Source organism: Bartonella sp. AP19HLJMH, assembly GCF_042196245.1.
Taxonomy (GTDB): Bacteria; Pseudomonadota; Alphaproteobacteria; order Rhizobiales; family Rhizobiaceae; genus Bartonella.
Window position 1 is genome coordinate 63,644 of sequence record NZ_JBHIPX010000010.1, and the last position, 14,791, is coordinate 78,434.

The following is a 14,791-nucleotide window of genomic DNA, read 5'->3' on the forward strand; positions in this document are numbered from 1 at the left end:
GGGAGAACATAAAGTCGTAAAAGTAAAAACCAATCACCAGCTTTACCATCACCTTTTAGCTCAGCCTTACGACTTTTTAAAACATCTAAAGCGCTGTTTTTTTAATAATGAATAAATAATGGAAATTGCGTATTGCTCCACGCTTTTATTTTATTTGCGTTCTTTAATAGGGTCACACCCCTCACATAAAACAGAACGGTATTGGGTTGCACTATTCACGACATCACCCATAGAGAGAAATTATCATTATATATCCCTTCAAACTGTTATGATATCACTCGCATATTTCAGTTTGAAAAAGAAATTTTAATTATTTTATGGCAACAATAAAAATTTTAATACAACAGTAAACAAGGAGCATAAAAAAGTCTTCAAGCACCATTGTTGACAGAAAGATAAACACCGTCGTAAAACGCTTTCAAAAAGTATCCTTGATTAGGATAGAGATCAGATTTTTACGATTTAAAACGCTTTATTTCTCCTGTCATCGCTTCTCTTTTACAACAAAGCTGATATATCTTTATGACATTGATTAAAAAAATTGCAACAGTTGCTTCCGGAACCCTCATGAGCCGTATTTTTGGCTTCGTACGCGAAATGCTTATGGCAGCAGCCCTAGGGACAGGTCCTGTTTCTGATGCCTTTAACGCTGCTTTTCGTTTTCCCAACACATTTCGTCGTTTTTTTGCTGAAGGTGCCTTTAACGCTGCTTTCATTCCTCTTTTTGCAAAAAAAATCACTGAAGAAGGTCACGAAACGGCATGCAAATTTGCAGAAGAAGTCTTTGGTGTTCTCTTTTCGCTGCTCTTACTGTTAACGATTGCGATGGAACTGAGTATGCCTTTTTTGGTACGAACCATTATTGCCCCAGGTTTTACCGAAGATGCAACAAAATTTAACGCTACAATTCACTTTACTGCAATCATGTTTCCCTATTTAACCTGCATGTCGCTTGCTGCCATGATGGGGGGTATGCTTAATGCGCTGCGACGCTATTTTATTGCCGCCATTGCCCCACTCTTTTTAAACATTATTCTGATTGGTGTGCTTGCCTATGCTTGGATCTATAAACTTGACGCTTGGCATATCGGCTTAAATCTCTCTTGGGGTGTATTGGCAGCAGGGCTTCTTCAACTCACCTTAATTGCCCTTGCTTTGCGTCAAAGTGGAATGAAAATTTCCTTCCGCCAGCCCCATTTAAGTCCTAATGTTCGTAAGCTATTAACTTTAGCATTCCCCGCAGCCATCACAGGTGGCATCACGCAAATTAATTTGCTTATTAATACCAACATTGCTTCTAGTCAATCGGGTGCTGTCTCTTCTTTGATGTATGCTGATCGTCTTTATCAATTGCCTTTAGGCGTAATTGCCATTGCCGTTGCAACCGTTCTTTTACCAGAGTTAACACGCGCTTTGCGGAGCAAAAAGCATAAAGAAACCCACCATTTACAAAATCGCTCTATTGAATTAACATTGTTGTTAACACTTCCAGCATCCATTGCTTTTTTGCTGCTCTCCACTCCCATTGTCAGTTTGCTCTTTGAACGAGGACAATTTACCAGTCAATCAACACACCATGTTGCACAATTACTAGAACTTTATGGATTAGGACTTCCAGCTTTTGTTCTTATTAAGGTCTTTATTCCTAATTTTTTTGCCCATGAAGATACCAAAACACCGATGATTTTTACAGGTATTTGCGTTTTCATCAATATCAGTCTCGCCTTAACATTATTTCCTATTCTATCTGCACGAGGCATTGTTATTGCTGAAATTACCTCTGGATGGGCCAACACCCTTTTGCTGTGGAGTGTCCTTATCAAACGCGGTTATTGGAAATACGACTTCCAACTGATAAAGCGAATATTATGTCTCATGATGGCAACTCTTTTGAGTGCACTAGCCCTCTATTACGGATTGAATGTGTTTGGTTTTTTGTCTTTTCCTTTATCCTCACAAGCATCATTTTTCTTGCGCGCGATCACCTTAGCTGGGATCATGATTGGCATATTTTTGATCTATTTTAGTGCCTATTTTTTATTCAACACCCGTTCCTTTTTTCACACGCTTAAAAATTTGAAAAAACGCTCATAATATCTATACTTTGTCAAAAACAATAAAATGAATAACCTTAATTGAAGAAAGAGCACTCCTATGGATACCTTCACACCACTTGTCTTTTCCGGCGTACAACCGAGTGGTCATTTACATCTTGGCAATTATCTTGGAGCCATTCAGCGTTGGGTTGAACTGCAAAACTCTCATCACTGCCTCTATTGTGTTGTGGATATGCATGCGCTCACAGTCAACCCAGATCCCCTTACTTTACGCGAATCCACCAGAACAGTGACAGCAGCTTTTTTAGCCGCCGGTATTGATCCTCAAAAACACATTATTTTTAACCAATCACGTGTTTTTCAACATGCTGAACTCGCCTGGATTTTTAATTGTGTTGCCCGTATCGGCTGGCTTCAACGCATGACACAATTTAAAGATAAAGCGGGAAAAGATCGCGAAAAAGCATCCATCGGGCTTTTTGCCTATCCCACTTTGATGGCTGCTGATATTTTAGTCTATCGTGCAACGCATGTTCCAGTAGGCGAAGATCAAAAACAGCATGTTGAACTCACACGCGATATTGCACAAAAATTTAACAACGACTATGCACAGCGTATTGCCGAATTAAATTTTGGCATCTCTATGCAAACAGATGAAGAAAAAAGACAAGGCTTTTTTCCTCTTCCAGAAGCACTGATTGGAACAACAGCCACACGCGTTATGTCTTTGCGCGATGGGACGAAAAAAATGTCAAAATCAGATCCTTCAGATTTTTCACGCATTAATTTGACCGATGACGCTGATCTTATCGCAAAAAAAATACGCAAAGCCAAAACGGATTCGGCTCCACTTCCCGATACCCTTGCCGCTTTAAAAGAACGACCAGAAGTAGATAACCTGCTTGGTATTTATGCCGCCTTTGCCAAAGTTAGCAAAGAAAAGATTCTTTTAGAATTTTCTGGTCAACAATTTTCGCATTTTAAAACAGCTCTAGCCGACCTTGTTGTCCATAAGCTTGCCCCTATAACAGAAGAATTACGTCGCCTTCATCAAGAAAGCGGTTATATCGACTCTGTTTTGCATGATGGCGCTAAACGTGCTAGTATGCTCGCAGAAGAAAATATGAAAAAAATTCGTGAAATTATTGGATTTTTGCACGATACATAAAAATAATAAAACTAAAAACTGTAGAGAGCAAAAAAATCGTTTGTACAAAATAGAGAAAGTGCATGATTTCCAAACCCCAAAATCCGAAAAAAAAACCAAAGAAAAAAAACTTAGTTATTATCGATGAAACACCAGAGTGTCGGCGTGCCGTTGCGTTTGCCGCACAGCATGCCCAAAATACCAGTAGAACATTGGTATTACTTTGTGTCGTTGATAGTGCAGAATTTCAACATTTTCTGGGTGTAAACAACGTTATGCGTACAGAATCAAAGCAAAGTGCTCATAAAATATTAGGAGACATTGCCAGTAAAGTCCGCACCACCCATGCGCTTGAAACAGAAATAGTAGTGCGTGAGGGAAAAAAAATTGATGAGATTTCTAAACTGATCGACGAAGATAAAAGGATTGCACTGATTGTTTTAGCAGCCAGTGAACATACAGAAGGACCAGGACCCCTTGTTCAATTAATCGGGAATAAAGGAACAGCTTTTTCAATCCCTGTCATTGTTATTCCTAGCAATCTTGCCGATGAAGATATTAGATCTATTGCCTAAAAAATATAATATTCTACAATGTAAGATCTTCCCAATCCTTCATTATAAAAGGAGAATTTATGTTTATTCAAACTGAAACCACCCCAAACCCTGCAACACTTAAATTCTTGCCAGGACGCGTGGTTCTTTCTGAGGGAGTATTAGAATTTCGTGACCGTGAAGAAGCAGCTAAAAACTCACCTTTAGCGGCTAAACTATTTAATATTCCCAATATCAATGGTGTTTTTTTAGGCTATGATTTTATCACCGTAAGCAAAAAAGAAGGAGAATGGCAACATCTCAAGCCCGTCATTTTAGGCACAATCATGGAACATTTTCTATCCAATGAGCCAGTGATCACCACCAACGCTACAACACAAGCACAAACCCATGCCCTTAACGAAGAATTTTATGACGAAAAAGATGCTGATATTGTCTTAACCATTAAAGAGCTCCTTGAAACACGTATCCGCCCCGCAGTTGCCAACGACGGTGGAGACATTACTTTTCGCGGATTTGAAAATGGTATTGTTTATCTCAATATGCGCGGCTCCTGCGCTGGATGTCCCTCTTCAACAGCAACACTCAAACATGGTATTGAAAATCTTTTACGTCATTTTATCCCTGAAGTTTTAGGCGTTGAAGCCATGCCACAATAAATATTGACCTCAATAGGTAAAATAACCACACCGATTGCCCCTCTTCAACAGCGCTCAAACATGGAGTGCAAAAATCTTACGTCATTTTATTCCTGAAATTTTCGAAGTAAGCCATGCAGTCATAAAAATAGAGTACTGTTACAAAAATCTGTCCAATAATGATACCTTCACTCACCTTTCACCTCCACATATGCCTTAAAAAGATTTCAAAGCCCCCTTTAAGAAGCATAAGTTATTTCAACAAACCAATCGTACACAGAAGTACAATGTATGGGTGTGCACTTTAAATTTATTTTATCTCATAATCTTGTCATGCAATTTTAACGAGGAAAACACGACCTCGTTACAAAAAAAGAAAACCCAAAAAAGAAAACATTGTACGATAGAGTGCTCATTTGCTCTATCTTTCTCAGTGCTTCCAACGACAAATCACGCAAAATACTTCTTGTAGCAAGCCGGCACCATCATCATATCTGCCAGCCCCTAATGATGCGACAGCTCTTTCATTAAGACGATTCATAAGAGTCATTTTTAATCCTTTCTTTCCTCATTTTTACCCACACGCCAGCCCCGCGTGTGGTGTGCAAGCAAGTGATTTTAATTGATTCAACATGGAACAGATTTGAAATGAGAGAATCCCACGTTATTCGGGGTTCTAATTCAATATGAATAACGCTAATTTATTATTATAAATCAATATGTTGTTTCAGCCACTCGACAAAGATCACATTTTGCAACTTGCAATGAGAATTCTGACATTCTTCTTATTTCAATTATGTTTTTATTGCATCAATCAAAATCGTCCGCTTACACAGCACAAACTGGATAATAACAAAAACTATTTTTAATAGCTCTTATGTACACTTTTATAAGAGACTGTTGCAGTACTAAGAGCTGGAAAATGCATGGCAATAAGACCTTATCAAGATCATAGCGTCCTTTTTCCATTCTTAAAATCAAGAATTTCCTCTATCATTTTCAATCTCATTTCCATAAATATGACGCAAAAGGTGTAACTACCCATAAAAAATAAATACATTGAAGCCAGATCTATTATGGTTGTTTGAGAAATTATCTGATAAAAAAAATGAGAATATTTTTTCAATTCAGCAGGAATAAGTTTGTCTACTTTACGGTATTGTTCTTCTCATAAAGCGCATACTTTTATTGTTGCTTATGAGTCAACATCCTGTCCCCTCATAACCGCATATTAAAAGAAAAGACAGAGTCGCTATTTCTCTGCTATACATGGCCTTACACTAAAGGAAAACATATTGCTTTTATCTGATTGGTGTAATCTATGAAACAAGAAAAGAAGCCACTGGAGAAAAATATGCCCAATTAGAGAAGAATGTAAAAATAGAAAACCAACGAAATCCAAAAACAATTGCAAGAGGACAAATGCTTAAACTTTTTTCACAAACTCCGACTTTAAACTCATCTGACCGATCCCAAGAATTTTGCAATCGATATTATGATCCCCATCCACCAAGCGAATATTCTTTACCTTCGTCCCCCCTTTTAAAACAGATGAAGCGCCTTTTACTTTCAGATCTTTTATCACCATAACGGTATCTCCGTTTGTTAAAATCTGACCATTGGCATCATAAACAGTATTGGCAAGAACCGTATCATCGTTTTTTTGTGGCCATTCATGCGCGCATTCAGGACACACAAAATTTTCACCATCTTCATAAGTATAAAGACAATCACAACGAGGACATTTGGGATATTGGGTCATAAATTCCCCTTTTAAAAGAAAAATCATTCATTATGACTGGTCATAAAGCAAGAAGTGCTTATTGTCCATTATTTTAGAAAAATGTTTCCCTTTGTTTCAATCCTCATCTGCCAACTGTGTTCATGAATGCTATCATCACATACTATACACAAGTTTATAAAAATGATTGATCATTATACAACTCAAATAAGCCCCCCGCATATCATAAAATTTACTCACTGCATTCTCTCTAATAAATTAATCAAAATCATTTTCTTATACATCACCAATGCAATTAACGAATGGATAACAAAACAATTAGAAAAGGAACATCTCTGAATAAAACGTTCTCAGAGAGCTAAAAACTATTTCAGCATTGAGAAACAAGAAAATGATGTCCCCAACTTAACCTTTTATTTAAGTAAAGATAACAGTCATAATGTTAGAGAACAGACTGATTTATGATCATAGTTAATGGTTTTGTATATTGAATGAAAGCCGATAAATAAGCTGAGATTCTCTCAGCCCCTTTTACATTGAAACAACCAAAGCCTTTTGTTTGCATGTTACAAGTAGGAAAATCCGTGTAAAACGATTATCCAAAATACTAAATACTCTCAAATATAAGAGCCAACATTGAAAGCGGGCAAAGTGAATAATGGTGCCGTCTTACTCTCTCATAAGCGTAAAAATGGTGCTGCTCAATGGATGGATGGCCGGTTATCCCTTTCAAAGCAACACGCATAAGATGCGTTTTTAGTGTCTTGAGAGAGAAGATTCTTTAAAACAAACATATGAAATGTGCAACAATGATCGTATTTTGTTTTGTATGAGAAACATTCCCCTATTAAACAAAAATTGCTATCAAGCCATTGAGCAAACCCATTGGACATAAATGATCCGATTATGCTCGATTATAATTTCCTACAGCATTTAGTTTTAAGAATCCCGCAGTTTTAGGAATCCGATTGATATGGAAAGGTGGAAAAAACAAGTCTCGCCTAAAAATAGAGTTAAGCTCTCCCTTATGCACATAAAATCACACCCCTAAAATCACATCCATGTGATCAATCATCATACCTTTACAAAAAAACATTCCAATGATCTTAGGTGATAATATCAGGACGATCTCGCCCCAATGCTTGTTGTATGTTTAACAGTTTTAGTGCTACCTGTTGCAAAGGTTGGAGAACTTCTTGCGGATTAAAATTGTGTTTGCGCGGATCACTTTCATACTGTTCAAAATAAAGTCGTAAAGTAGCACCTAGCGTCCCTGTTCCCGACAAACGAACCACCAACCTTGCTCCATTCTCGAAAAAAATACGTATACCTTGCCGCGTGCTAACGCTCTGATCAACGGGATCATGATATGTAAAATCATCTGCTTTTTTGACGAAAAATCCAGAAATTTCAGTTCCTGCATGTGGTAAGTGCGCACGCAAATGCTCTAGTAATGCCAAAGCTTTATCTGCTTCGACTTCTTCATAATCATGCCGTAACGTGTAAAAACGCCCATAGGTGGACCAATGCTGTTGAACAATCTGTGCGACAGTTTTTTCTGTTACCGCTACAAGATTTAACCAAAATAGGACAGCCCATAAACCATCTTTTTCGCGGATGTGATGAGAGCCCGTTCCAAAGCTTTCTTCACCACAAAAGGTTACTTTTCCCGCATCCAAAAGGGTTCCAAAAAACTTCCATCCCGTTGGCGTTTCAAAAAAATTTAATCCGTGTTTTTCCGCAACCAGATCAGCAGCACGCCCCGTTGGCATAGAACGCGCTATCCCCACAACACCTTTTCGATATCCTTTAATAAGGTGTGCATGTTCAGCCATAATAGCCAAAGAATCCGAAGGCGAGACAAATTGTTGACGACCAATAATGAGGTTACGGTCTCCATCACCATCAGAGGCTGCGCCAAGATCTGGTCCTTGCTCTGACATCAATAAATCATAAAGATCCTTAGCATAAACCAAATTGGGATCTGGATGACCGCCTCCAAAATCTGGCAAAGGAATACCATTAACCACCGTCCCTTCAGAAAATCCTAAGCATTTTTCAAAAATTTCATGGGCATAAGGCCCTGTTACCGCATGCATGGCATCAAACCGTAAAGTAAGACCTCGAGCAACAGCCTTGGCAATACAGTCAAAATCAAAAAGCTCCTGCATCAAAGCAACATAATCAGCGACAGGATTAATAATATCAATCCGCATGGCTCCTATAAAGGTTGTACCTTGCCTATCTAAATCAATATCTGGTGCTTCAAGAATTTTATAACAGGAAAGACGTTGCGATGTTGCAAAAATAGCATCACATAAAGAATTAGGAGCGGGTCCCCCATTGGAAATATTATATTTAATACCACAATCTCCTTCTGGACCACCAGGATTATGGCTTGCAGAAAGAATAAGTCCACCATGGGCATGAGTTTTACGAATAAGATGCGAAACAGCAGGTGTAGAAAGAATACCGCCCCTTCCCATTTTAACACAAGAGACACCATGCGCCGCTGCCATCTTCAACACAATCTGAAGGATAGTACGATTAAAAGTGCGCCCATCCCCCCCCAGAATCAACATTTTTCCTTCAAGAGGTCCAATATTATCAAAAAGAGATTGTATAAAGTTTTCTACATAATGGGGTTGTTGAAAAACAGACACTTTTTTGCGCAAACCAGACGTTCCCGGTTTTTGCCCCTCAAAAGCCGTGGTTAAAACTGTCTTTATGGTCATATCAATACCTTTATATTCTTTCCTATAATTTTAAGGTGAAGAGTATCCAAAGTCGACCATTAATTCTACTTGACGGAAGTGTGAAATATTTGCACACTCGTTAGAAGTAAGAATTTTTAAAGAAGCCCTTTTATTTAAAACGCTTTTTACCATATGTTTTTAAATACAAAGGCTGTTTTAAAACAAAATTTTCGTAAAAGAATACAGGAGCATCATGATGATGAAAAAAACAGTTCCCAATGTAACATTCCACACACGCGTACGCGATGAATCAGTGGCTGGAGACAATCCTTATCGGTGGCAAGAAGTTAACAGCGATGCTTACTTTAAAGGAAAGCGTGTTATTCTTTTTTCTCTTCCTGGAGCTTTTACCCCTACTTGCTCAACCTTTCAGCTGCCTGATTTTGAAAAGCTCTATGATGAATTTAAACAAGCGGGTATTGATGAAATTTATTGCCTTTCCGTCAATGATGCTTTTGTCATGAATGCTTGGGGAAAAGCACAAAATATCAAAAACGTGAAGTTAATTCCCGATGGCTCTGGTGAATTCACACGCAAAATGGGTATGCTGGTTGCAAAAGACAATGTTGGGTTCGGCATGCGATCATGGCGCTATGCAGCTGTTATTAATGATGGTGTGGTTGAACAATGGTTCGAAGAAGCAGGTTTTTCAGATAATTGTGCAACAGATCCTTATGAAGTTTCTTCACCACAACATGTTTTAAAAGCCTTGAAAAGCTAATTCCCCCAATCGTCTATTTAAACAAAATTTTACGACACAAATTTTCTGAGGAGGAAGATTTGTGTCGTTGACTTTTTACAACATCTATTCGTGAAAACAAACACGATAAGTTGATTGTACGCCTTCTGTGAGAAAAGATTACAGCAATAATTTTTTCAATAAATATTTTATGTTTTAACTGCTTTGAAAAAGTTTGAAAAATTGCTGATGAAAAATCTGGACCCGTTGTGGGGCTAAAAAATCAAAGAGTTAAAAGCTGTTGCACGCTATCAAAAAATGGGGATGCAATTGCCAAATGCGCAAATTCATGCAAAACTCTCTCAGAAACATCAAGGACTAACGTATTGATGAAATATGCAAGATCAATGCTAAATTTCTCATACTGAGAAAAACTTTGTATTAAACAATACTTTGATTTATAAAGATAATTTATAATTTTGCATATTGAATGAGAGGAGCCGAATATCATAAGATTGTTTTATTTTATCCCTTCTTATATTGAATCCCTTAAAACTATTTTCTTGCTCATTAGCAAGCGGGATTGGCATATGAATAAACGATTAAAAAGAGTAAAAATACCTCTCGTAAACGCGCCAAAATACAAGAGCTATGAACATCATTACTGCAAAGTTCACAAAAGTACCAAGAAAGAAAATACAGATCAAACATTTGTTTGAAGAGGTGCACAGTTCAAATTAACTTATGTCTCATAAAAAGAAGAAAATATGGCATAAAAACCGCTCTGCATAAAGAACCATTCATGGAGAATATTAAATCAAAACAGATCCCGCAAACATTCCAATTCACATACCCTAAACAGACTCATTGCTGTTCTCATAGCCATTTATTCTAAGCCTTTATTTTTCTCTAAGAGAAAAACGATTAAAGGAGTTGTTTATTCGGGTATTCTACCGTAAAGTGTGCTTCTATCTCTTCCTCTTCATCGAACTCAAAATCTTCATCACATTCAGGAAGACCAAAAATATCTGGATTGATGAAATAACAATCTTTTTTTGTCCCCTTCGCTACAATTTTATTTGTTTCTAATTCTTTGATACCTTCTTTAAAACTTTCAAAATTAAGATATTCTGGTTCTTGAATTGAAAGATCGCAAGTCAAAAATTCTTCAAGAATATCATGATCCAATGTTATCTGATCAAACCATAAATCCACATCATCCCCCTCATCTAACATTTTCCCTACCTGCCACAACATCACAAAAAATGCTTTCATACCACTAAATGATAACCCAAAAATCATACGCCGACACGACGAGGCGCCTGAAAAGGTAATTTGCGGAAGATCTTCAAATCCGAAATTTGAAGGAGGAAGTTTAAATGATTTTCCAATATTCTCAGGTCTTTCAAGAATAAAGGGATTTCGTTCATAGAGCAGAGTAAAATCATATTGGACCATTTTCATTTCTCCGTTAAAGAATTGACTTTATGAAAAATGCATATTATCAGTATGTTACCATTATGGCAGCTTACAATTCATCCAAACATGCTCCTGTAAAAAATTGTTCGATTTAAGTCATTCCATTGTTATTTGAAGCTTAAAAAGTCTTTTAGGATAAAACGCTCTAGTTCTTCCTTCTTTTGCAATAAGGCTAGATTTTGTAATGTCCAAGAAGAGAACATCAAAGGATTTGATACTCATAGATGAGAATTCAAAGATGAAGCCAATATGAACTTGTCAATATTTTTATAAACTTTTGGGAAAGCGTTGCGTGAAACCTTTTAATTTTCTCAGAGTTTTTGTTCGTTACAATTTTTTTGCTCATTTTAACGCATTATCATCGCATCCTCAGAAGGGCACGTTTTATAGCAAATAGTGCTTATTTATCTCTTAAAAATCTCTCTTTTATGCCGCACGCACTTCAAAACCCCGCTTTTGAACGCGTGCACCAACACGTATAAACGAGCAAAGCACAAATTTTAAAAATTGAATTTCAAATTTCCAAAATATTTCGAACAATCACTTCGATAAAGACTTTTACCATTATCATTTTTGGGCGGCTAAAATATCCTGTACTGTTTTGACCAATTGATCTTCATCAACCGTCACTTGTGCTGGTCGACTTTCACGCCATGTTTGATTATCCTTAATTTCATGAGACAAACGCGCCCCTTCAATCAAATCTTTAATCTGTATTTTTCCGCTCTCACGTTCTTGTGAGCCTTGGATAACCACACAAGGCGCTTGGCGTCGATCTGCATATTTCATCTGCGCTTTTATCCCCGATGCCCCCAAATAGAGCTCAGCACGAATTCCCGCACCACGCAACTGCATCACCATTTTTTGATAACCAGCAACCGCCTCTGGCTCTTTATCCATCATAAGCACCACAACCGGCCCTGTTGTCTCCTTCATAGGCAACTTTTCAAGATTTTGCAAAGCAGCGATCAAGCGTGAGACCCCGATTGAAAAACCTGTTGCCGGAATATTTTCACCACGAAAGCGTGCCACCAATCCATCATAGCGCCCACCACCACCAACGGAGCCAAAAACAACTTTCTGCCCATCATCATTGAAAACATCAAACAGCAACGTAGCCTCAAAGACAGGACCTGTATAATAATCCAGTCCACGCACCACCGATGGATCAATCTTGATACGATTCTGAAAGCCATTTGCGGCAAAAATTTCTTGCATTTCCTCAAGCTCACGAATTCCCTCACGCCCTTGAACATGATCACCAACCACTTCTTTAAGAGCCTCAAGCGTTTCTTCTGCTGTTTCAGCTCCAACAGCAGTTAAGGTAAGAATACACTCAATCTCTTTTTCCTTAAGCTCCGCCCCTTTTGTAAAGTCACCACTTTCATCCAAACGCCCTTTTCCCAAAAGCAAACGCACCCCTTCAGAACCAAATTTATCCAGTTTATCAATTGCTCTTAAGACAGTTAAGCGCTTTTCAGCCTGCTCATTTCCCCCCAAACCAATTTTCTCTAAAACGCAATCGAGAATTTTTCGGTTATTCAGACGAATGGCATATTCATGATGCTGAAACCCTAATTTTTCCAAACTATCGGCTGCCATCATGCAAATTTCGGCATCAGCCGCTACCGTTGGTGTTCCAACAATATCCGCATCAAACTGCATAAATTGCCGAAACCGCCCTGGACCTGGTTTTTCATTGCGAAAAACAAAGCCAAGACGATAACTGCGATAAGGCTTTGGCAAAATTTCAAAATTCTCGGCAAAATAACGAGCAAGAGGCGCGGTAAGATCATAGCGCAAAGACATCCATTGCTCATCATCATCTTGTAGCGAAAAAACGCCCGCATTTGGACGATCTGAATCCGGTAAAAACTTACCCAGCACATCTGTATATTCAAAAATTGGTGTTTCCAGTGCTTCAAAACCATAAAGTTCATAAACTTCACGAATTTGCGCAATCATTGTTTCAGTTGCATACAACTGTGCACTTGTACGATCAACAAACCCACGGGGTAAACGGGCTTTGGTTTTTTCTTGTTTTGATAACATATTTTTCTCTAACAACAATATATATTCACCGATAACGTGTGTCTATCTTATAGAAACAAACGCTGCAATAACTTTATCAACTGAAAACTGGTAACAATATGCATAAGCTTTTGCTTTTAAAAGATGCAAACCTTTACCCTTAAGGCAATCTACTGAAAATATTTGTACTTTCAATAGGAACATAGCCTCCCGCTCAACATGAAATGCCCGCTTAACATTCAATGAAAAGACATCTGTGCTTGTTGAAAGAAACCTCAAAGCGACAGTTGATTCTTGATAAATCGGAAGCATCCCCCTCAAAACCCCTCCCTTTCAGAATTCTTCAGATTTATTACAGATGCAAAAATCCTCAAGACATCAGTGTGCTTTGCGCTTGTTCTGCAAAATGATTGATAACATTTTTTAAATCAACAATATTTCGTCCAGCATCTGTAACAGAGCGTGATACAGAGGGAATAACATTCTGCCAAAGTCTTTGTGGAAATTGATTTGCTAGTTGTGTCATTGTTCCACCTTGAGCGCCAATACCCGGAACGAGAAACAGACTATTTTTTAACTGCTCGATTGTGTCTTTTGATTCAGATCCTAATGTCGCTCCTATAACCGCACCTATGGGGCCAATATTATGATGAATAACCGAAGAATGACTATTATAATCACAAATACACTGTGCAAGATGAAGAGAGAGTGTCTGGTCACCAATAAGCGCATTTCGTATTTGTTTCCCCTCTGGATTAGAAGACTGAACAACCACAAAAACCCCTGCTCCTGTTTCTTCTGCAACCTTTATCAGAGGAATAAGAGCATCAAAACCCAAAAAAGGATTAACTGTCATGGCATCCACCTTGAACGCACTACTTGGACCAAGCCAAGCCTTACCATAGGCTTCAGCAGTAGAGCCAATATCCCCCCTTTTTGCATCCGCCAGAACCAATATGCCTTGTTCGTGTGCATTTTCAATCAGTTCTTTGAGAGCTTGAAGACCTTCCACACCATATAATTCAAAAAATGCGACTTGCGGCTTTATAATACCTACTTTACCAACAACTGCTGTTAAGAGAATATCACAAAAATCTTTTAGACCTTTATAATCAAAGCTTAGTTTCCACGATTGCAAAACTTTATGGCTCGGATCAAATCCAATACAAAGAGGTCCATAGATTTCACGATTTTTAAAAAAAGTTGAACGAAACATTTTATATCCTAACAAGGTCTCTCTTTAAACTTTTTGATACAATCAAAAAGAAAAGCATTTGTCAAAAGAATACAATAGCTAAAACACAAAGAAAGAGCTCTCTATACAAAATGTGCTTTTATTTATGAAACATAAATATATTCCCATTCGTAACGCTTATCATATGTTTATCGACCAAGACGTTGTCATGAGATAAAAATTCAAATTTATGAAAGAATATAAACAAAACAGCATCCATATAATGACCTCATAAAGCCCTATAGGCGTACCTTGTCGTTTTCACCCCCTTTTTTATGATCAACAAAAACTCTCTATGAACGCGCTTTAAACAAAATTTTCAAAAGAAAATGTCCCACCATGATGATCTCGATCTTAACTTTAGATTTTTCCTATTCCTTTTTAGCTGCTCTATATCCCTTTTGGAACATAATTTGCAAAAAGGCATTGTATCTCCAGCATATTCAAGGAGATAAAACATGGAAACTCGCATTCC

General features: G+C 37.8%; 10 protein-coding genes and 1 pseudogene. 5 read left to right on the forward strand and 6 right to left on the reverse strand.

From position 1 onward, the window contains the following. Window positions 1-522 precede the first annotated feature (522 nt). The 4 genes from murJ (at window position 523) to ACFINR_RS06115 (ending at window position 4,417) form a co-directional block, all read left to right on the forward strand. Window positions 523-2,094, forward strand: a complete 1,572-nt coding sequence (murJ, locus tag ACFINR_RS06100) for a murein biosynthesis integral membrane protein MurJ (protein WP_273790944.1) — start codon at window positions 523-525, stop codon at window positions 2,092-2,094. Between the two features lie 60 nt (window positions 2,095-2,154). Then, window positions 2,155-3,225, forward strand: a complete 1,071-nt coding sequence (gene trpS, locus ACFINR_RS06105) for a tryptophan--tRNA ligase (protein ID WP_375653268.1) — start codon at window positions 2,155-2,157, stop codon at window positions 3,223-3,225. Window positions 3,226-3,287: 62 nt separating this feature from the next. Continuing rightward, window positions 3,288-3,779, forward strand: a complete 492-nt coding sequence (locus ACFINR_RS06110) for a universal stress protein (protein WP_375653276.1) — start codon at window positions 3,288-3,290, stop codon at window positions 3,777-3,779. Between the two features lie 59 nt (window positions 3,780-3,838). Next, complete coding sequence (locus tag ACFINR_RS06115; protein ID WP_375612176.1) at window positions 3,839-4,417, forward strand: NifU family protein; 579 nt, start codon at window positions 3,839-3,841, stop codon at window positions 4,415-4,417. A gap of 448 nt (window positions 4,418-4,865) precedes the next feature. On the opposite strand, the pseudogene ACFINR_RS06120 reads toward ACFINR_RS06115, so the two are convergent. The 3 genes and pseudogenes from ACFINR_RS06120 to ACFINR_RS06130 all read right to left on the reverse strand — a co-directional run. After that, window positions 4,866-4,946 (reverse strand): annotated as a pseudogene (locus ACFINR_RS06120) (DUF4102 domain-containing protein); the annotation flags it as partial. An 876-nt stretch (window positions 4,947-5,822) separates the two neighbouring features. Beyond that, a complete protein-coding gene (locus ACFINR_RS06125; RefSeq protein WP_375653283.1) occupies window positions 5,823-6,158 on the reverse strand; it encodes a zinc ribbon domain-containing protein YjdM in 336 nt (111 codons plus the stop codon). Window positions 6,159-7,243: 1,085 nt separating this feature from the next. Next, window positions 7,244-8,872: an alpha-D-glucose phosphate-specific phosphoglucomutase gene (locus tag ACFINR_RS06130; RefSeq protein ID WP_375653289.1), complete on the reverse strand. Its 1,629-nt coding sequence runs from the start codon at window positions 8,870-8,872 to the stop codon at window positions 7,244-7,246. Between the two features lie 217 nt (window positions 8,873-9,089). Between ACFINR_RS06130 and ACFINR_RS06135 the strand changes: the two genes are divergently transcribed. Next, window positions 9,090-9,614, forward strand: coding sequence for a peroxiredoxin (locus tag ACFINR_RS06135; RefSeq protein WP_375613588.1), 525 nt, complete (start codon window positions 9,090-9,092; stop codon window positions 9,612-9,614). Window positions 9,615-10,496: 882 nt separating this feature from the next. Here ACFINR_RS06135 and ACFINR_RS06140 read toward each other — a convergent pair. The 3 genes from ACFINR_RS06140 to pyrF form a co-directional block, all read right to left on the reverse strand. After that, window positions 10,497-11,030 carry a replication protein gene (locus ACFINR_RS06140; protein WP_375618298.1) on the reverse strand — a complete coding sequence of 178 codons (534 nt, stop codon included), beginning with the start codon at window positions 11,028-11,030 and terminating at the stop codon, window positions 10,497-10,499. A 588-nt stretch (window positions 11,031-11,618) separates the two neighbouring features. Further along, a complete protein-coding gene (gene hisS / locus ACFINR_RS06145) occupies window positions 11,619-13,103 on the reverse strand; it encodes a histidine--tRNA ligase (RefSeq protein ID WP_375653295.1) in 1,485 nt (494 codons plus the stop codon). A 349-nt stretch (window positions 13,104-13,452) separates the two neighbouring features. Then, the gene (gene pyrF / locus ACFINR_RS06150) at window positions 13,453-14,298 is read right to left on the reverse strand and encodes an orotidine-5'-phosphate decarboxylase (RefSeq protein ID WP_375613585.1); all 846 of its coding nucleotides are present in this window, start codon (window positions 14,296-14,298) and stop codon (window positions 13,453-13,455) included. Between the last annotated feature and the right edge of the window lie 493 nt (window positions 14,299-14,791).

Coding starts and splice junctions, on each gene's coding strand:
- murJ (WP_273790944.1), top strand. CDS start 523: ATGACATTGATTAAAAAAATTGCAACAGTTGCTTCCGGAACCCTCATG.
- trpS (WP_375653268.1), top strand. CDS start 2,155: ATGGATACCTTCACACCACTTGTCTTTTCCGGCGTACAACCGAGTGGT.
- ACFINR_RS06110 (WP_375653276.1), top strand. CDS start 3,288: ATGATTTCCAAACCCCAAAATCCGAAAAAAAAACCAAAGAAAAAAAAC.
- ACFINR_RS06115 (WP_375612176.1), top strand. CDS start 3,839: ATGTTTATTCAAACTGAAACCACCCCAAACCCTGCAACACTTAAATTC.
- ACFINR_RS06125 (WP_375653283.1), bottom strand. CDS start 6,158: ATGACCCAATATCCCAAATGTCCTCGTTGTGATTGTCTTTATACTTAT.
- ACFINR_RS06130 (WP_375653289.1), bottom strand. CDS start 8,872: ATGACCATAAAGACAGTTTTAACCACGGCTTTTGAGGGGCAAAAACCG.
- ACFINR_RS06135 (WP_375613588.1), top strand. CDS start 9,090: ATGATGAAAAAAACAGTTCCCAATGTAACATTCCACACACGCGTACGC.
- ACFINR_RS06140 (WP_375618298.1), bottom strand. CDS start 11,030: ATGGTCCAATATGATTTTACTCTGCTCTATGAACGAAATCCCTTTATT.
- hisS (WP_375653295.1), bottom strand. CDS start 13,103: ATGTTATCAAAACAAGAAAAAACCAAAGCCCGTTTACCCCGTGGGTTT.
- pyrF (WP_375613585.1), bottom strand. CDS start 14,298: ATGTTTCGTTCAACTTTTTTTAAAAATCGTGAAATCTATGGACCTCTT.